Origin of the sequence: Sphingobacterium thalpophilum (genome assembly GCF_901482695.1) — a bacterium.
Taxonomy (GTDB): domain Bacteria; phylum Bacteroidota; class Bacteroidia; order Sphingobacteriales; family Sphingobacteriaceae; genus Sphingobacterium; species Sphingobacterium thalpophilum.
In genome coordinates this window covers 1,903,290-1,922,827 of sequence record NZ_LR590484.1, presented here as the reverse complement: position 1 = coordinate 1,922,827, position 19,538 = coordinate 1,903,290, and the positions used below count along the sequence as shown (strand labels likewise).

Below are 19,538 nucleotides of genomic sequence, written 5' to 3'. Positions count from 1 at the left end.
ACTAAATATTAAAGACTCAAAAACCCATAGACGAAAATGGCAATTACCCCAATAACCATCATCAATAAATAAAAACCAACATTTCCATTTTGAAGCAGTCGTAGCACCTTACCCGTATCAAATGCAGCTTTACCCGCTCCATTCACCATCCCATCAATGCCATTCCGATCCACGATAGTGCCCAAAAACGACGATAACCAATGGATTGGGCGCACGACCACTGCATCATAAAGTTCATCCACATAAAACTTCCGGTAAGACAGATTGGCCAGAAACCCACGAGGTTGGCCATCCTGCGAAGGTATTTGCTGACCCTTGACGTATCGGGCATAGGCCCATGCAACCATGATCAGTACGCCCACCACGGAAATCGCCATCAACATATATTCCGTGCTGTGTTCCAAGTGCTGAACCATCGGGACCAAGGCTTTGCTTTCAGCAAACACTGGCTGGAGAAAGTCTTCAAGCCAATGGTTACCACCTAAAACAGCAGGAAAATTGATGGCTCCGCCGACAATCGAAAGTATGGCTAACACAATCAAAGGCAATGTCATGCTCTTAGGCGATTCGTGTAAATGATGCTTCTGTTCATCGTTACCTCTAAACGGACCATAGAAGGTCATGAACAGCATCCTAAACATATAAAAAGTAGTCATCAATGCACCGATAAATCCTAAAATCCATAAAACGGGATTCGCGGCAAATGCATTCGCCAGGATTTCATCTTTCGAAAAGAAACCTGAGAACGGAGGAATACCGGAAATTGCGATCGTACCGATCAGCATCGTAATAAACGTAACTGGCATTGCTTTTTTCAACCCGCCCATCTTGCGCATGTCCTGCTCATCACTCATCCCATGGATGACAGAGCCAGCGCCGAGAAACAGGAGTGCTTTAAAGAATGCATGGGTCAGCACATGAAAGAATGCACCTGTAAAAGCGCCTACCCCGAGGCCGAGAAACATGTAGCCCAATTGCGAAACTGTTGAATAAGCCAATACCTTTTTGATATCATTCTGTGTCAGCGCTATAGCCGCTGCAAGCAGTGCCGTACCTATCGCGATGACCGTGATCAGCTGCAACGTAAAGGGTGAAAGCACAAACAGTACATTTGAGCGGGCAATCATATAGATCCCCGCGGTCACCATGGTTGCAGCGTGTATTAAGGCTGATACCGGCGTAGGCCCTGCCATGGCATCTGGCAGCCAGGTAAACAAGGGTATCTGCGCGGATTTACCCGTAGCAGCGATAAACAACAGAATAGTGATACTGACTACCGTCATGTCGCCGGCAGCAAAGTTTTTTGCCGCAGGGAATACCGTGGAAAATTCAAGCGAGCCGAACGTCCCCAAGATGAGAAACACAGCCAGCAAAAAACCCAGATCTCCGATCCGGTTCATGACGAAGGCCTTCTTGGCAGCGCTGGCATAGGACTTGTTTTTATACCAAAAGCCGATCAGTAGATAGGAACAAAGTCCGACACCTTCCCAGCCAATAAACATCACCAGATAATTGGATCCTAATACCAGCAGAAGCATGAAGAAGATAAATAGATTCAGATAAGCAAAAAACTTCCCAAATCCACTATCCTGCTGCATATAGCCGATGGAATAGATGTGGATCAAAAAACCGATTCCGGTCACAATCAACAGCATGATCGCACTGAGCGGATCCACCAGAAAGGAAAGTCCAATGTTTAAATGTCCGACCGAAATCCAGTCAAATAGATGCTGCTGGATAATACCGTCTTGCCCGCTCTGTCTTGACTGATACACTTCGAGGAAAAGAACGCAGCTACAAACAAAAGAAATAAGAACAACAGCACTGCCTAAAGCACCGATTATACCTTTGGAGAGAACATTTCTGCCCAATCCATTTACTATAAACCCAATTAAAGGTAAAAGGGGAATCAACCAAACTAATTCACTCATCGTATTTATTGCTTAAGTTCTACCAACGAAGTTTATTTAAAGAATCGATATCAACAGACTTCGTATTCCGATATACCATAATGATAATAGCAAGCCCCACAGCGACTTCTGCAGCAGCAAGTGCCATGATAAAGAAAACGAACACCTGCCCTGATGAATCGCCGTGCTGTACAGAGAATGCCGCCAAGAGTAGATTGACAGCATTGAGCATCAATTCGATGGACATCATGATAATGATGACATTGCGGCGGATAAGAACGCCCATAACACCAATAGCGAAAATAATCGCACAAAAAATCAGATAATGATTAATTGGCACCCCCTGCAACTGTTGAACAACTGTTTCCATTAGATTTGTTTAGGTTCTTTCTTAGCTAATAATATCGCTCCGATCATCGCTGTCAATAACAATAAAGAAGACAACTCGAAAGGAAGCAAAAATTCATCAAACAACACCTTGCCCAAATTTTTCACCAGCCCAATTTCGGGATTTACCACAGCCAGCGGACTGGAGATTTCAAATACGCGGTAGACCCCAAAAAACGTGACCAACAAGCAGCAACCCGCAATCACCCCCATAAACTTAACCAGATTGGATTTCATCGGTTCGGTATCCTTATTCAGATTGAGCAGCATCAGTACAAACAAAAAGAGCACCATGATGGCTCCCATGTAGACAATAAAGTTAACTACGGCCAAAAACTGCGCATTCAACAGGATGTAATGTACCGTAAATGTGAAAAAAGTAATGACCAGATACAATACACTGTGTACCGGATTCTTGGTAAAAATGGTCATCAGGGCAAAGAAAATAGACAAGAAGGCTACAAAATAAAATACTGTCATAACTCCTGAATTAGCTCTTTAATTTGGTTATATCAAACTTCGGTTCGACCAGCTTATCCTTGCCATAAATAAAATCCTTGCGCAGGTAATCAGCCGTCACATGCGGGCCGTCCAGATAGATCGCTTCTTTCGGACAGGCCTCCTCACATAAGCCGCAAAAAATACAGCGCAACATATTAATTTCATAGACAGAAGCATATTTTTCCTCCCGATAAAGATGTTCCTCACCCTTCTTGCGCTCGGCTGCAGTCATCGTAATCGCTTCCGCAGGGCAGGAAAGTGCACATAGGCCACAGGCGGTGCAGCGTTCGCGGCCTTCCTCATCGCGCTTGAGCGAGTGTTGCCCTCTAAAATTCTTCGAATAAGGCCTTATTTCCTCAGGATATTTGACAGTGGGAATTTTCTTAAAAAAATGTCTCAGCGTAATCCGCAAACCTCTAATAATTGCCGGGAAGTAAATCCGTTCGGAAAATGTCATCGGTTTTTGCTCAATTACTTTTTTACGATTGCTCAGTTGCATAAAAGTCCTTTCTTATGAGAAATAAGTATCTTTAATCAATGTAAATACACCAGTAAGTACAATATTCGCTATTGCTAATGGTATTAACATCTTCCAGCCCAGATTCATCAGCTGGTCATAGCGGAACCGCGGCAAGGTCCAGCGTACCCACATAAAGAAAAAGATGAATCCAAATATCTTTAAGAAGAATACCAGCACCCCGATGATGGTGATCCAATTGGCCGACAACCCCAGATCATGCATAAAAGGAAAATTATAGCCGCCAAAATACAACGATGCCATCAACGCCGAAGAGACAAACATATTGATGTATTCGGAAAACATATATAATCCCAATTTCATGGAAGAATATTCGGTATGGTATCCACCGACCAGCTCGGTCTCACATTCCGGCAGATCAAAGGGGACACGATTACATTCCGCAAATGCACAGACCATAAAAATGATGAAACCTAAGGGTTGCGCCCAGATATTCCAGTGGACAAACCCCGATTGCGCAGCAACAATTTCTTTCAGTGACAGGCTCTGCGTTACCATCAACAATGCAATGATAGAAAGTCCCATGGCGATCTCATAGCTGATACTCTGCGAAGCCGCACGGATAGCCCCCATTAGTGAAAACTTATTATTGGACGCCCAGCCTCCCAACATGATGCCATACACGCCCAATGCAATCACACCAAACATATATAAGATACCCACATTGACATCAGCCACCTGCAAGGAAACGACCCGATCGCCCAATTGCAGTTCCTGCCCCCAAGGGATGACCGCCGAACTGATACAGGCCGTTATAATAGCGATGGTAGGCCCGACGATAAATAAGACTTTATGTGCTCCTGCGGGTATAATCTCTTCCTTAAAGAAGAACTTTCCGCCATCACACAGCGGCTGTAAAATTCCAAATATCCCAGCGCGATCGGGCCCATACCGATCCTGCATAAAACCGGCTATTTTTCGTTCAGCAAGTGTCGAATACATCGCAATGACCAATGTAATCACGAAAATAATGGACACCAATATCAATTTTTCTATAACAAAAGACCACTCCATGATTTGTGCTTATTTCAATTTTTCTGTTCTAGCCAACTGTTCGCGATTTTTTTCCTGTAACAGTGGATTTGTTTTAACTACCGACGGCGGGTTAAACAATTCGTAATGGTTAGCCGAAATCACCGAATGCGGATCTATTTCCGTCGGCTCTTCCAACACCCAGTCGCTGGTTTTCTTCTGTTCAAAGCGGCAGGTATTGCAGATAAAATCCTCCACTTCACCAAATTCATCCTTACGTGCGGTTACACGTATCACTTCCTCCCCTTTATACCAGAGTGTCACCTTTCCTGAACAGGTAGGACAGTCGCGATGGGCGTCTACCGGTTTGGTAAACCATACCCGATTTTTAAAACGGAAAGTTTTATCGGTCAATGCACCGACCGGGCAGACGTCAATGACATTTCCGGAGAAGTCGTTGTCAATTGCCTTTTCGATATAAGTAGATATCTCCGCATGATCCCCACGGCCCAAAATACCGTGTACGCGCTGGTCTGTCAGCTGATTGGCCACATACACACAACGGTAACATAAGATACAGCGGTTCATGTGCAACTGGATTTTATCACCCAAATCGATCCGTTCGAAGGTACGCCGGTCAAACTCGTAGCGCGTTTCTGCACTGCCGTGCTCATAACCCAGATCCTGCAATTTGCACTCGCCAGCCTGGTCACAGATCGGACAGTCGAGCGGGTGATTGATCAAAAGGATCTCTACCACTCCTTTTCGGGCTTCGATAACTTCAGGAGAAGTAATATTCTGCACCTCCATGCCATCCATTACGGTCGTACGGCATGAAGCCACCAATTTAGGCATGGGCCGGGGATCCTTTTCCGAGCCTTTGGATACTTTAACCAGACAGGTACGGCACTTCCCTCCACTTCCCTCCAGTTTGGAGTAGTAACACATTGCCGGGGGGACGATATCGCCACCGATTTGTCTTGCTGCATTCAATATGGTTGTTCCGGGTGCAACCTCCACGGGTATCCCATCGATAGTGACCTTAAACTTTACATCTTCCGCTTCTGCCATGATACTTATATTTTAGCGTTACAGCTTTTATTATGATTCAACTGGTTGTAATGGATCAGCATAATGTGCCAATCCGTAATTGCGTTTTTGGGACTCTTCCGGGTGAAGAATGTGCCATTCAAATTCGTCCCTAAAATGTCTGATCGCTGCAGCGACCGGCCATGCGGCCGCATCCCCCAATGGGCAGATTGTATTTCCTTCAATCTTCCGTTGCACGTCCCAGAGCAGGTCAATATCTGCCATTGATCCATGTCCACTTTCGATTTTATGGAGTACTTTTTCCATCCAGCCGGTTCCTTCACGACATGGGGAGCACTGCCCACAGCTTTCATGGTGGTAAAAACGGGCAAAGTTCCAGGTGTTACGAACAATGCATTGGTCTTCATCAAAGACAATAAAACCTCCCGAACCAAGCATAGTCCCCGTTTGGAATCCACCGTCAGACAACGATTCGTATGTCATCAGCCGACTATTGCCGGCGGCGGTCTTTAACATCAGATTGGCCGGCAAGATAGGTACAGACGAGCCTCCGGCAACGACAGCTTTCAGCCGTTTACCGTTAGCTATTCCACCACAATATTCATCAGAATAGATGAATTCTTCCACCGGTAAGCCCAATTCGATCTCATAGACCCCGGGGTTCACGATATTGCCGCTCGCTGAAATCAACTTGGTTCCGGTACTGCGTTCTATCCCAATTTTTGCATATTCCTCTCCCCCCAGGTTGATAATCGGTACGGTGGCTGCAATAGATTCTACGTTATTTACCACTGTTGGGCAGTTGTACAGACCTGCAATCGCCGGGAATGGCGGCTTGATACGCGGATTGCCACGTTTTCCTTCCAACGACTCCAAGAGCGCAGTCTCCTCGCCACAGATATAAGCGCCACCACCGGGCTGCACATATATTTCCAGATCGTAGCCAGACCCCAGAATGTTTTTACCCAGGTAACCTTTCTCTTTTGCTTCGGCAATGGCACGCTCCAAAATCCGAATCTGGGGCATCATTTCTCCCCGTACATAGATATAAGACGTATTCGCCCCCAAAGCAAAACTCGAAACAATCATACCTTCTATCAAGGCATGCGGGATATGCGTCATCAGGTAGCGGTCTTTGAAAGTCCCCGGCTCCGACTCGTCTGCGTTACAGACCAAATAGCGGGGCACTCCCTCAGGCTTAGCCAAAAAGGACCATTTCATACCGGTCGGAAACCCAGCTCCGCCACGGCCACGCAAACCCGATTTTTTTACTTCTTCGACCACATCCTCAGGAGACATGGACTTAATTACTTTTTCAACGGCAACATAACCTCCTTTTTGACGATAGACCTCAAAGGTATTGATGCCCGGAACATCGATATGTGTCAACAAAAGTTTACGTGCCATATTAATTTATTTTAGCTTTTAATTGATCAATCAGTTCATCCACCTTCTCTTCGTTCAGATTCTCGTAGAACGTATATTCTGGGCCAATTTGTAAAACGGGTCCAAAACCACAGGCGGCAAGACATTCAACACCACGCCAGGAGAAAAGCCCATCTGCCGTGACCTGTCCTTCTTTCACACCGAGCTTCTGCTCCAGGTGCTGCATGATACGCTCTGCACCGACCAAGCAGCAGGGGCCTGTACGACAGATCTCCAGCACATATTTACCTTTTGGCTCCAGCAAAAACATGGTATAAAATGTCGCAACCTCATACACTTCGATCGGCAAGATATTGAGGTATATGGCAACCTGGTCCATGGCACTGGTACTAACCCAGCCAAATTCAGCCTGCACAAGATGCAATATAGGTAAGAGACCCGATTTTTGCTTCCCTTCGGGATAACGGCTGACCACTTCTCCAAACTTAGCCAGCAGCTCCGGAGAAAACGTTACATTCTCATTATGTTGTTTTACACTAAGCATCTAATTCTCCTGCTATAACGTTAAGACTACTCATATTGATAATCGCATCTGAAATCAGCATTCCTGCACTCATCGGTGCAAACATCTGATAGTTGACAAATGAAGGCCTTCTAAAATGCAGACGATAAGGCGAGCGCCCTCCGTCATGAATCAGATAAAAACCAAGTTCGCCATTTGCCCCTTCTACAGCATGATAAACCTCGGCTTTCGGCGTATCGACTTCACCCATGACAATTTTAAAATGGTAGATCAGGGCTTCCATATTGGTATATACTTGCTCTTTGGGCGGTAAGTAGAAGTCCGGGACATCCGCATGGAACACTCCGTTCGGCTCTTTCTCTATTTTCTCCAATGCCTGTTCGATAATTCGTAGCGACTGCCACATTTCCGCGTTACGCACCATAAAGCGGTCGTAGACATCACCCTTGGTACCCACGGGAACTTCAAAATCAAATTCTTCGTATGAACAATAGGGGTTTTGCACACGCACATCGTAATCGACTCCAGTAGCACGCAGGATCGGACCCGACCAGCTGTAATCCAAGGCCTCTTCAGGGGTCACCGCCGCCACGCCCGAAGTACGCTCGATAAAGATCCGGTTGCGGACAAACATATCCTCAAACTCTTTCAATACCGGGGGATAACGCCGCAGAAACTCACGAATCTTCGCAAATGCCGTTGCATTAAAGTCGCGTTCAAAACCACCAATACGTCCAATGTTAGTGGTCAGACGGGCACCACAGATCTCCTCAAAGATCTCATAGATAAATTCCCGTTCCTGCATAACGTACAGAAAGCCTGAAAAAGCCCCAGTATCTACTCCCAAAATTCCATTACAGATAATATGGTCGGCGATACGCGCAAGCTCCATCACAATGACCCGCATATACTGCACCCGTTTGGGAATTTCTATCTTTAACAGTTTCTCAACCGTCATATGCCAGCCCATGTTGTTAATCGGAGCCGAACAATAGTTTAAACGGTCCGTCAATGGTGTAATCTGGTAGAACGGTCTATGCTCAGCAATTTTTTCAAAAGCCCGGTGAATATAGCCAATGGTGGATACCCCACTGACAATGCGTTCACCATCAATTTGCACAACATTCTGAAACACTCCATGCGTAGCAGGGTGTGTAGGGCCAATGTTCAGGGTAATTAGCTCGTCTTGTGGATCGTTGTCGTCAAAAACGGGCTGATTCGATGTTATTTTGCTTATAAACTCGCTCATATCTTATAAATTAGCGACCGAAATACAAATCTTTTTTATCCACCCGGTTCGGGTCTTCCAACGGATATTCCTTGCGCATGGGAAACACCTCCATCTCATCGACATTTAGGATGCGCCGCAGATCGGGATGCCCGACAAAGTTTATCCCAAAAAAGTCGAAGGTCTCGCGTTCCATCCAGTTCGCACCTTTCCATACGGTAGTAGCTGTTGGAATTTCCGGATTCGGACCATACAGAAACACCTTAATCCGTATGCGAATATGCTGTATAAGACTATGTACATGATAGACAACAGCAAACTCCTTTTCTAAATGCGGATAATGCACAGCCGTAATATCCGTCAAGTGAATAAATTGCAGTTCGGCATCCGATTTCAGAAACCGAAGCACATCAACAATATCTTCCACATCGACAACGACGGTCAATAGATTATGCGCATCCTCGATTTCTACAATTTTTGCAGGAAAATTCCTTTGGAGCTTCTCCAATAAAAAACTGTTCTCCATCCTCTATTTATTAGTGTGTATACCGTATTTCTCCAACAAAGCCTTATATTCTGGCGTATTCCGTCGGTTTAAGGACTCATTCTTGACAATCTCCTGCAAACGCAGCACCCCATCCAAGATCGCTTCTGGACGCGGCGGGCACCCCGGCACATAAACATCTACCGGGATCACCTCATCAATCCCTTGCAACACCGAATAAGTATCAAAGATACCACCACTTGACGCACAGGCACCAACGGCGATCACCCAGCGCGGCTCAGCCATCTGTATGTATACCTGGCGCAATACAGGAGCCATCTTTTTCGCGATAGTACCCATCACCAGCAACATATCGGCCTGTCGTGGTGAAAAGCTTGGTCGCTCAGCTCCAAATCTGGCCAGATCATAAGTTGATCCCATAGTGGCCATAAACTCAATTCCACAGCAGGAAGTCGCAAAGGGTAAGGGCCACAATGAATTCGCGCGCGCCAATCCAATGGCTTTATCCAAGCTCGTTGCGAAAAATCCCGCACCTTCAACTCCCGGAGGAGCTTCTGCCAATTTTATATCACTCATGAAAAGACGATTTATAAAGGTTTAAGTACGATTGGCTTGAAGCCAACAGTCATCGGACTACGCTTAGTCCCAGTTCAATGCTTTTTTCTTAATCACATAGATAAAGCCCAACAGCAGCAAGCCCATGAAAATAAACATCTCAATTAAGCCCTGCAAACCCATTTCCCTAAAGTTGACCGCCCAAGGATACATAAAAATAACCTCCACATCAAATATGACAAACAGGATGGCAACCAAGAAGTATTTTATTGAAAAAGGCTGCCTCGCATTTCCGACAACTTCAACGCCAGACTCAAAAGCTCCAAGTTTATTCTCCGTCCTTACTTTCGGACCGATCAGGTGTGTAATAATTATGGTACCTACCCCAAATCCTACGGCAACAATCAGCTGTATCAATATAGGTAAGTAATCTATCGGCATACTATTGGCTTGCTCCATCTCAATTAAAATTTATATTGGTAACTGTCTCTAAATATAGAGATTCCAAGAGTAAATTCAAAACAAAAAAGGCGCAGATCATACGATCTGCGCCTAATTTAGAATCATTTTAGTTAAGCTTATTTTAGGCTCTCCATATAACCTTGTACCGCCTCATTTGCCGGATCTAACTCCAATACTTTCTGGAAGTTAGTTTTAGCTTGCGGATTTTCCGCTTTGATAAGGTGGTATAGACCGATATAGGTATATGCGTCTATTAAATAAGCCTTGTTTTTCTCCTGAGTTCCTCTTTGATTGATTGTTTCTATCAATTTTTGGAACGGAGCTACGAAGCCACCTGTCGGCTGCTCTAAGTTATCTGCACCCAAAGCTGAGAAAGCTTTATAATATAAAGCGTTGATTAAATATTTATCCTGCGCTTCTTTATTGTCTGTTGCTTCGATAATCGCCAGTTCTTTTTGTGCTTTTTCAAAGTTGGCAATAGCCTCATTTCTCAGCTCCTGATTCGTATAGTTTCCTTCAGCATCTTTCGCTTGAGTATCTTTTTTAAAGCCGAGCTGATAATTACCTTCTCCAGCATAGTAATGTGAGTCAAAATAATAAGGAGAATCTTTGTACTCACCTACCAGTTCAAATAATGAAACCGCTGTCTGTACTTCTTGTTCTTGATATTTAGCGAATGCCAATTCAGCGACCTCAGCCAACAACTCTTTATCGCCTTCGATTGCTTTCTTGATATTTGCAATTCCTTTTTGGATATTCGCTGTATTCTCAGGTGTCAAGGCAGGAGCCGCGGTAGCCGTACTATCTGCCCCTGCAGCAGCAGGTTTAGGGCTGTTGGTCGCAATTTCGGCCATACCCAAGTACATATAATCCAAAGGAATGACACGATCTTTCTCCATCTTGCTGAACATCTGGTTTAGATATTCCAATGCCTTAGGATAGTCTTTGGACGTTTGAAAAGCAATATACCCCAAATAACGGTAGATCTTTGGATCTACATCTGGGTTTTTAGCCAGCTCTTCGGACACCGTTTTCAACTCGTCGTACTGACGTGCATAAACCAAAAAGTCTGCGTAACGGATTTTCGCTTCCAATGAGTTATCACCAGCGACCTCCAAATATTTCTTGTATTGTTCAACCCCTTTTTTGTTTAACTCCACATATTTCTCATCTGAAGTTCCGGGCATTTTTGACCATTGATAATATGTTTCGGCCAATTCACGGTAAGTTGGCGCATAGGTTGGCGCTTCAGCAACAATAGCTTCCAATTGGGTAACAGCTTCGTCATAAGCTTGTGCTCCACGAACGATCACCGCCTGACCAACTTTTGCCTGTACCGAATTTGGATCAATATCCATGGCATCACCATAACTTGTATAAGCCAATGATCCCTCTTTCAGCCCACGATAAGCATCACCCAACGCCAAAGGAATGGCAATATCTTTTTTGTTTTTCTCTTTCGCCTGTGTCAGATATTCCAATGCTTTTGCATAATCCGGTTCAGGTGCGTTGATGTAAGCACGGCCGATTTCCAACAATTCCTCGTAATCCTTCTTACCCAACTTGGCAGTTGCTAAAGCAAATTTAGATTCCGCACTTGCCTTATCCTTCTTCAATAAATCAACATAACCCAGGCCCACATTATTAATTGTAGCTTTTGGATCAGCAGCCAAACCCTGACTGAAAATCGTTGCAGCCGAATCCGCCCTGTCATTTACCAAATAAATCTGACCCAAATAGAAATAATTATCTCCATTCTTAGGTTGCTTAGTCACTAATTGTTGAAGAATAGTTTTCGCTTTACCATAGTTTTCAGCCTCAATGGCCGCTCTAGCATCTTTCAGACTTTGCGCACTTACTGTGCCCACAGACCCAGCCAATAAAAGACTAAATAATAATTTACTGTTTGTCATAATCTATTTTTGTACTATTTATTTCTAATTAATATAACTTTCATCTCTAATAATGATCTCCCGTCCCGGCATCGTAGCAGGCACCAGTCCCGCTTTTAGCACGATACGCTGTCCGCGGTCTCCTGTCAGAAAAGCACTAAATCCCAAGCCTAAGCCCATGTTAGGCTGATAGTTCATAATATAAACCGGCCGGATAAATGGATATACCCCGTCGGCTATGGTTGACTGTGAAGGCTTGTAAAAACCTGCTTTATCCGCCCCCGCACTTACACTTTCGATGCTCAATGTACGAATTTTATCCAATAATTGCGAATTTTTTTCAACTGCCTTCAGGTACCAGTTATAACCAATAACACCCACAGCATTAGCATTTTCACTCACATATTTCATCACTTCCTCACTATCCTTCATCGCTGCAATCGCTTTGGGATCGATCTTCTCCATGTTGAAATGATCCTTCAGGTAACGCAATGTGCTCGAATTTGCATTGTCAAAAATCATGCGCTTCCCGGCCAACCGGCCTTCTAACAAAGACTTAACGTCCTTTTGGGACACTATAGTATCCGCAGTACTCCGATTATTAATTAAAACCACGGCATCCGAAGCCACTTGAAATATCTTCGGCTGAATACCCCGTTTATTAAAATAAGCCTCTTCCTGATTATTCAGCTTTCTCGTCAATACCACAACGTAAGCCGAATCCGATAATAAGGCATTGACGGCCTTGATTTCTGGCCTCGGCATAATCTCCAGACTGGAGTTCGGATACGAGCTCTCGAACACATCCGCAGATTCCTGGATAATTGGCAGGAGTGTCTGATCCACGAGGACAGGCAGCTTGCCAGTCAAAATATCCTCACTCTCTTTGCCGCTTTTTGTTCGGTTTTTGCAGGAGACCATGCCCCCCAAACCAACGCTTAGCATCACAAGAATTACACTATATTTTCTCATACGATACATCATACTGTAAGACAATTAAAATAAAAGAATAGTTTAATTTATGAAGAGAGTTGATTGAAATTTAAAAAGACTGTCCACCGCAGCTAATTAAAAATTATTTTGCCAGAGGCGTACAAAACGCATGAACGAGTAGAGTATCAGTACGACGCCGAAAATCGTTTTATAGGTTGGATTGATCTCAATGGGGAAATTATCCCAAAAAATAATCAACAAGCCCAACACGAAATAAACGCCAAACATAAATAGTCCTAAAATAGACAGAAATCGCTTTAAAGGCGATTTCTGTCTATAATTAGAATTCGTATTCGAATTAAAATCTGTCATTTTAATTTTGAATAGTGTTCAAACGAATTGGTAAGGTATAAGCTACACGTACCGGACGGCCATTCTGAATACCTGGCTTCCATTTTTTAGCTTTTTTAAGCAACTTAACCGCTGCATCACCTGTACCATATTTCAAATCGCGCTTCACATTGATGTCTGTCAAGCTACCGTCTTTCTCCACAACAAAGGATACTTCAACAACACCGTTGATTCCATTTTCCAATGCTGCCTGTGGATAGTCGTAGTTTGAAGAAATCCAAGACATAAAAGCTTTCATACCACCAATTGGCTCTGGATTGACCTCTACTGCCGTAAAGATTTCGTTTCCATTTGGATCACCGTTTGGATCACCTTTTTTCACACCTGTGATACCACCATCCTGTTTCTTCGAACCAAACTCACCGCGCGCTACCGAAGTACCCGTCGGGCTACCTTTCAACGTGATACGTGCTGGAGTCTTGTTGGGATCCTTAAGTTCCTCCTGAGAAGCAACCTCTTCCACAACTTTGTTTGCAGGAGCTACTTTCGGCTCAGGGAAACGGATCAAATCCTCTTTAGGCACGTCCATCGCCACTTGCTGAGGCTTCTCCTCTGGCTCTTGTGGCAGAGGCTCCTCTTCAGGTGGTTCCGGCGGTTTAATTTCTTCAAGGTCTTCCAGAGTAACTTCTGTCACCACTGGAGGTGCTTCAACAGGCTTTTTCGGAAAAATTTTATCTCCGAAAAGACGAAGAAGGCTCGCAAGAACAACCACGCCGATAACGACAAGTAATCCTCTATTCGTCGCTTTAGGTGCAAGTTTACGGAGCTCATAAGCGCCGTATTCTTTGTTACGCCCCTGAAAGACGACTTCAAGCCATTCTCTCTTAAAAATATCTAATTTTGACCCTATCATAGTTTTATACTTTATCGTGACTGCTTAATGATTAATCATTATAGATATTGTCACGTTTTAAAATCTCCACTTCTTCTGGACTGATTTTAGCAATCATGTAACGCTTGATATCCACAATTTTCATTTCATCAAGAATATCTACAAGGTTACGCTGTGTACTTTTATCACTCGGTCTAATGATAACGATCAAGTCTTTACCGCCAGCAACACGTGGTACATAGGCTTTTTTCTCCATTAATACCTTACGGATGCCATCAGCTCCATAGCCAACCGTAGTCGGTCCTTCAATCGGATTTTTTACTTGTCCGTAAATCACAGAGACTTTGTTATCAGATCCCAATAAAACTGTCAATGAACGGTTATCAGCAGTCAGTAAATCCGGCTGAGGCTCATCCTTAACTTTATTTTTATCCGGCATCGCCACGTCCATCGCTTGTGGTTTATTTAAAGACGTGGTCAACATGAAAAAGGTAATCAACAAGAAGGCCAAATCCACCATGGCTGTAAGGTCAACCTTACCACCATTCTTCTTGGACCGGACTTTCCCGCCTTTGCCCTGTTTACCACTATCCTGATTTAATTCTGCCATTTCTTTGTTCTTATTAAATCGTCAATTATTTTTCCTCAGCACGCATGCCCGTGATGAAACTGAACTTGTTCTGCTTCTGATTACGCAAGGTTTCGATCACCTGATTTACAGAAGGATACTTCTCGTTAGCATCCGCTTTGATCGCAATTTTTAAAGGTCCTGGGTGAACAAAATTCTTATCCGCAGACTCCTTTTCTTTATTTACCTCTTCAGCAGCTAAGCGTGTGTTCTGAACCCAGTAATACAACTCGTTGGAAGTATTTTCCGTACTGTCAATCGGGATACCAGTTTGAACCCCTTTTTCTGTACGCTTACCAGAATCCATCGCCAACAATGCTTTTAACTTCGACATTGGGACACCGAAATTTTCCATCAGTCTGAAATGATCATAGTCCTCTTGCGAAAAGCCGATGCCATATTTTGCAGACATTCTTTCCAAAGCTTTTACACGGACTTGCTGATCTGTCGTTCCGAAGAAAACTTTTCCACCGTCACCGATCGTAATCATACCAACATTTGAGTCAGGCAGCTTATCTTTCGTTGTTGACGCTGGGGTATCTACTTGCAAAGCCTCCGGTTGGCGCGCTGTCGCCGTTAATACGAAGAACGTAAGCAGCAAGAACGATACGTCACACATCGCTGTCATGTCGATTGACGTACTGGCTCTTTTTACTTTTGCTTTACCCATTTTAAATTCTTCTTTTTAAATTAAAAACTCAATCTTCATATCTATGATGCTTTTTATTTTTGATTTCCATAAAATAAAATCAAAAATATTGATCATAGTCTTATTTGTGGTTTGCAGCGTATGTTTGTACGATGGAGAAACCAGCTTCGTCGATAGAGTAAGTTAATTTATCGATTTTTGCAGTAAAGATGTTATACAACACGATTGCAAATGTTGAAGTTGCGATACCTGTTGCAGTGTTAATCAAGGCCTCAGAGATACCGTTCGCCAATTTAGCTGAATCTGGAGCGCCACCGGTTGCCAATGCCGAGAAGGCTTTGATCATACCTGTTACTGTACCTAATAGACCACATAATGTACCGATAGAAACTAATGTAGCGATGACGTTCAAGTTTTTCTCTAACATTGGCATCTCTAATGCTGTAGTCTCTTCGATTTCTTTTTGAATAGCAATTGTTGCTTTTTCAGTGTCTACGTTAGCGTCAGCTGATACAGCTTTGTATTTTAATAAACCAGCTTTTACTACGTTTGCAACTGAACCTTTTTGTTTGTCACACTCAGCGATAGCTGAATCGATGTTTCCACCATTAATCAAAGATTGGATTTTTCTAACAAAGTTTCCTACATTTCCAGTACCAGAAGCTTTGTTGATAACGATTAAACGTTCTACCGAGAAAACCCATACCATTAAGAATAAACCGATCAAAACAGGTACGATCGCTCCAGCATGGTAAACCATTCCTAAATAGTTACCTGGGTTAGGTTGATTTTCAGGATTGTTGTCAACGAAGTTAGTTGGATTACCCATCACAAATTTCCATACACAGAAACCCACAATGAAACAGATGATAATTGCAGCTTGAGCAAAGAAAGATCCTCCGTTGTTGCTCTCTTGTTTTGCAGCAGTTTTAGGTGCGTTTGCCATTTTTCTAATTTTTAGTTTTTTACTGTTGTTTAAATATATAATGTTGTTTAAATTATATGCAGTGTTAGCCGCTTTTGAAATCAATTTTGCAAAGCAAATTTAATATTTAATGTCAAATTTAAAATATTCATCTTAAATACCTAAAAAAAATCAAATTTGTTTTTTCAAACTGAATACACGACGATCGCGTGTTATTTTTCTCAGCAGTTCCCGTTATATAATCCTTATTGCTACTGCTAAATCGCTTATTAGCAATAATTATTTTACAATGAAAACCATTTTTTTTTTGATATGCAAGAAAAACACCGAATTTAAGCGACAAAAAGTAAGTGGTTACTCATGGTTCCCAACAATGTCTTATTGCCAACTCCAACCATATTTGGTTCATAAACAATCTATTAGATTTATTACCATGCTCTTCTATATAGTTGTTTAACCACCGACCAATTTTACCTTATACCCTTCTTTAAGTAACAATTCATACAGCTTTTGCTTAAACTCGCCTTGAATGACGATCTCCCCGTCTTTCACAGTCCCGCCTACTCCGCATTTTTGCTTCAGCAACTTACCAAGACGCTCAAGGTCTTCTGTTTTACCAACGAATCCTGTCACCAAGGTGACGACTTTCCCTTTACGCATCTTCCGATCCAGCTGCACTTTTAAGTTCTGCTGCTGCACAGGCAACGTTTCGGTCTCCTGAAAAAAATCAGCGAGCTGATAAGTATAATTATCGTCTGTAGAATATACAACGCCTTCGTAAGGCTGTTTCTTATTTTTACTCATGATTTTAACAAATTATTTTCAACGCCTTTGGTATAATGGAAATATTTAATGTATCACCAAGCTCGATCGGTTCACCATCGACATGCACAGGCGAAACAGCATCCACTTCAATCTTGATATTTTTGCCGGGTATGATCTCCACATAACTGGACTGATCCGCTGATTTATTAAAAAGGTGGAATATCATCTTCGGAAGAATATAAAGCGGAAATTTATGCACGATGCAGACGTCCAACACACCATCATTGACAGAAGCTTGTGGCGCTATATAAGCGTTATTTCCGTATTGCGGCGAATTTGCCACGCTGATCATAAAGGCCTGCCGCTCATAGACCTCTCCGTCTATAGTCAATTTATAATGTGCAGGCTGATACTTACTTAGCACGTTAAATACGGATTTCATATAACCCAGTGGCCCACGGATATTTTCATTCGCAAAATTCTCGCTGACTGAGGCATCGAATCCCATGCCGGCGATATTAAAGAAACGTCTATCGTTGACCACCCCACAGTCAACCTCAATAGACTCAAAACGGTTGATCCTGCGGATAGCCGCAGCTTCGTTCATAGGCACCCCCAGATACAAGGCCAGACCATTGCCCGATCCTTCTGGAATAATCCCCAATGGTATTCCCGAACCGACCAAAGCAGAGCCCAGCTCGTTGATCGTTCCATCACCGCCGACAGCTATGACCGCATCATAGCCTTCCCGAACGGCCTGGAGACCAATTTCATAAGCGTGGTTGGGTCGCGCTGTCTGCTGAAATGTAGGATCGAATTTCTGCAAATCAAGCACATCCAATACTTGTTTTTTAAAGGATGTTTTCCGCTTTCCACCAGAAATAGGATTAATAACAAACAATATTTGTTTACGTTCTGACATATCCAAAGATAACGCAATTTAGCAATTTCTTAAAATTATGTAATCTTTGCACCCCTTTAGTCTTAGTTTCGAATGTTTTCGGCACGAAAGGCAAATTTGATTTTAAATATCCCTCAAAGTATCGTAGCTTTGTCGCGACAAAAAATAGAATGTGGACTGATTTGCGTGCTGTTGCATATATTATGGCAACGACAAGGAGATTGCAACCACAGTAAAAAAGTGCTAAAAACCCTTCGCTATCACGGCTCTTATCACTTTGCTGTAAATTCATCCAAGCGCAAATCCAATATTAAAATTACGTAAAGCATGGCTTATTTATTTACGTCAGAATCTGTTTCTGAGGGGCATCCGGACAAAGTAGCGGATCAAATTTCAGATGCATTAATAGACAACTTTTTAGCATGGGACGAGGATTCGCGCGTCGCTATTGAAACGCTGGTCACTACCGGACAGGTTGTTCTTGCAGGAGAAGTGAAATCAAATATATATTTGGATGTCCAGAAAATAGCACGTTCGGTGATCGAGAAGATCGGTTATACGAAGTCCGAATACATGTTTGAAGCAAATTCTTGCGGCGTATTATCGGCAATTCATGAGCAATCTGCAGATATCAACCAAGGTGTTGACAGAAAAACAAAGCAAGAACAGGGCGCTGGTGACCAAGGTATCATGTTTGGTTACGCCAACAATGAAACAGACAACTTTATGCCTTTGGCGCTGGACCTTTCGCATCGTCTGCTCTATGAACTGGCAGAGCTGCGCCGGGAAAACAAGGAAATAAAATACTTGCGTCCCGATGCCAAATCGCAGGTGACATTGGAATACGGTGACGATCACAGACCCAAAAGAATCGATACCATTGTCATCTCTACGCAACACGATGAGTTTGACAGTGAGGCTGCCATGCTCGAAAAGATTACCCATGATATCAAGACTATTCTGATTCCGCGTGTGAAGGCACAGCTGAAACCAGAACTACAGCTGCTGTTTAATGACGACATCAAATTTCATATCAATCCTACCGGAAAATTCGTCATTGGCGGACCTCATGGCGATACGGGACTGACCGGACGTAAGATCATTGTAGATACATACGGTGGTAAAGGTGCTCATGGTGGTGGTGCCTTCTCAGGCAAAGACCCCTCTAAAGTGGACCGTTCGGCTGCTTATGCAACCCGGCATATTGCCAAAAATCTGGTCGCCGCAGGCGTAGCAGATGAAATCCTTGTCCAGATATCTTATGCCATCGGTGTAAAAGATCCCATGGGAATCTACGTCAACACCTATGGTACGAGTAAAGTCAATCTAACGGACGGTCAGATTGCTGATAAAATCGCCGGCTTATTTGATATGACTCCGTACGGTATCGAAACCCGTCTTGGTCTCAGAAACCCAATTTATTCTGAAACTGCGGCATATGGCCATATGGGTAGAACTCCAAGAAAGGTGACCAAAGAATTTGAAAGCTCCACGGGCGAAAAGAAATTTGTTGAAGTCGAGTTATTCACCTGGGAAAAGCTGGACTATATCGATAAAGTAAAAGAGGCCTTTGGTTTATAAAATC

The 19,538-nt window shown here is 43.4% G+C and carries 21 protein-coding genes; 1 reads left to right on the top strand and 20 read right to left on the bottom strand.

The features are described from left to right. Positions 1-8: 8 nt before the first annotated feature. From nuoL to FGL37_RS08145, 20 genes are all read right to left on the bottom strand, one after another. Positions 9-1,931 (bottom strand): NADH-quinone oxidoreductase subunit L, encoded by a 1,923-nt coding sequence (nuoL, locus tag FGL37_RS08245; RefSeq protein WP_028070988.1) that lies wholly within the window; start codon positions 1,929-1,931, stop codon positions 9-11. Positions 1,932-1,950: 19 nt separating this feature from the next. Continuing rightward, positions 1,951-2,280, bottom strand: coding sequence for an NADH-quinone oxidoreductase subunit NuoK (gene nuoK, locus FGL37_RS08240; RefSeq protein ID WP_028070987.1), 330 nt, complete (start codon positions 2,278-2,280; stop codon positions 1,951-1,953). Then, positions 2,280-2,777: an NADH-quinone oxidoreductase subunit J family protein gene (locus FGL37_RS08235; RefSeq protein ID WP_028070986.1), complete on the bottom strand. Its 498-nt coding sequence runs from the start codon at positions 2,775-2,777 to the stop codon at positions 2,280-2,282. Before FGL37_RS08235 ends, nuoK begins: the two co-directional genes overlap by 1 nt. 10 nt (positions 2,778-2,787) lie before the next feature. Beyond that, positions 2,788-3,297: a NuoI/complex I 23 kDa subunit family protein gene (locus FGL37_RS08230; RefSeq protein ID WP_028070985.1), complete on the bottom strand. Its 510-nt coding sequence runs from the start codon at positions 3,295-3,297 to the stop codon at positions 2,788-2,790. A 12-nt stretch (positions 3,298-3,309) separates the two neighbouring features. Beyond that, positions 3,310-4,350: an NADH-quinone oxidoreductase subunit NuoH gene (nuoH, locus tag FGL37_RS08225; protein WP_028070984.1), complete on the bottom strand. Its 1,041-nt coding sequence runs from the start codon at positions 4,348-4,350 to the stop codon at positions 3,310-3,312. Between the two features lie 9 nt (positions 4,351-4,359). Beyond that, positions 4,360-5,379 carry an NADH-quinone oxidoreductase subunit G gene (locus FGL37_RS08220; protein ID WP_028070983.1) on the bottom strand — a complete coding sequence of 340 codons (1,020 nt, stop codon included), beginning with the start codon at positions 5,377-5,379 and terminating at the stop codon, positions 4,360-4,362. A gap of 30 nt (positions 5,380-5,409) precedes the next feature. Next, the gene (nuoF, locus tag FGL37_RS08215; protein WP_028070982.1) at positions 5,410-6,765 is read right to left on the bottom strand and encodes an NADH-quinone oxidoreductase subunit NuoF; all 1,356 of its coding nucleotides are present in this window, start codon (positions 6,763-6,765) and stop codon (positions 5,410-5,412) included. Between the two features lies 1 nt (position 6,766). Beyond that, entirely contained in the window at positions 6,767-7,288 is a 522-nt protein-coding gene (locus FGL37_RS08210; RefSeq protein WP_028070981.1) for an NADH-quinone oxidoreductase subunit NuoE family protein, read from the bottom strand. Beyond that, entirely contained in the window at positions 7,281-8,516 is a 1,236-nt protein-coding gene (locus tag FGL37_RS08205; RefSeq protein WP_028070980.1) for an NADH-quinone oxidoreductase subunit D, read from the bottom strand. The genes FGL37_RS08210 and FGL37_RS08205 overlap by 8 nt, the downstream gene beginning before the upstream one ends. Positions 8,517-8,526: 10 nt before the next feature. Beyond that, positions 8,527-9,021 carry an NADH-quinone oxidoreductase subunit C gene (locus FGL37_RS08200; RefSeq protein WP_028070979.1) on the bottom strand — a complete coding sequence of 165 codons (495 nt, stop codon included), beginning with the start codon at positions 9,019-9,021 and terminating at the stop codon, positions 8,527-8,529. 3 nt (positions 9,022-9,024) lie between these two features. Next, complete coding sequence (locus FGL37_RS08195) at positions 9,025-9,576, bottom strand: NADH-quinone oxidoreductase subunit B (RefSeq protein ID WP_028070978.1); 552 nt, start codon at positions 9,574-9,576, stop codon at positions 9,025-9,027. Between the two features lie 63 nt (positions 9,577-9,639). Beyond that, complete coding sequence (locus FGL37_RS08190; protein WP_028070977.1) at positions 9,640-10,014, bottom strand: NADH-quinone oxidoreductase subunit A; 375 nt, start codon at positions 10,012-10,014, stop codon at positions 9,640-9,642. Positions 10,015-10,133: 119 nt separating this feature from the next. Beyond that, positions 10,134-11,930, bottom strand: coding sequence for a tetratricopeptide repeat protein (locus FGL37_RS08185; RefSeq protein ID WP_028070976.1), 1,797 nt, complete (start codon positions 11,928-11,930; stop codon positions 10,134-10,136). A 24-nt stretch (positions 11,931-11,954) separates the two neighbouring features. Next, a complete protein-coding gene (locus FGL37_RS08180; RefSeq protein WP_232048658.1) occupies positions 11,955-12,881 on the bottom strand; it encodes a PstS family phosphate ABC transporter substrate-binding protein in 927 nt (308 codons plus the stop codon). Positions 12,882-13,215: 334 nt separating this feature from the next. Next, positions 13,216-14,106 (bottom strand): TonB family protein, encoded by an 891-nt coding sequence (locus tag FGL37_RS08170; protein WP_028070973.1) that lies wholly within the window; start codon positions 14,104-14,106, stop codon positions 13,216-13,218. Between the two features lie 31 nt (positions 14,107-14,137). Further along, positions 14,138-14,695 (bottom strand): ExbD/TolR family protein, encoded by a 558-nt coding sequence (locus FGL37_RS08165; protein ID WP_028070972.1) that lies wholly within the window; start codon positions 14,693-14,695, stop codon positions 14,138-14,140. A gap of 25 nt (positions 14,696-14,720) precedes the next feature. After that, a complete protein-coding gene (locus FGL37_RS08160; RefSeq protein WP_028070971.1) occupies positions 14,721-15,383 on the bottom strand; it encodes an ExbD/TolR family protein in 663 nt (220 codons plus the stop codon). A 100-nt stretch (positions 15,384-15,483) separates the two neighbouring features. Beyond that, complete coding sequence (locus FGL37_RS08155; RefSeq protein ID WP_028070970.1) at positions 15,484-16,308, bottom strand: MotA/TolQ/ExbB proton channel family protein; 825 nt, start codon at positions 16,306-16,308, stop codon at positions 15,484-15,486. A 432-nt stretch (positions 16,309-16,740) separates the two neighbouring features. Continuing rightward, positions 16,741-17,091: a translation initiation factor gene (locus tag FGL37_RS08150; RefSeq protein ID WP_028070969.1), complete on the bottom strand. Its 351-nt coding sequence runs from the start codon at positions 17,089-17,091 to the stop codon at positions 16,741-16,743. 4 nt (positions 17,092-17,095) lie between these two features. Then, positions 17,096-17,974 carry a diacylglycerol/lipid kinase family protein gene (locus FGL37_RS08145; RefSeq protein WP_028070968.1) on the bottom strand — a complete coding sequence of 293 codons (879 nt, stop codon included), beginning with the start codon at positions 17,972-17,974 and terminating at the stop codon, positions 17,096-17,098. A gap of 306 nt (positions 17,975-18,280) precedes the next feature. On the opposite strand from FGL37_RS08145, the gene metK reads away from it, so the two are divergent. Beyond that, on the top strand, positions 18,281-19,534 hold the full coding sequence (gene metK / locus FGL37_RS08140) for a methionine adenosyltransferase (RefSeq protein WP_028070966.1): 1,254 nt from the start codon (positions 18,281-18,283) through the stop codon (positions 19,532-19,534). Positions 19,535-19,538: the final 4 nt, after the last annotated feature.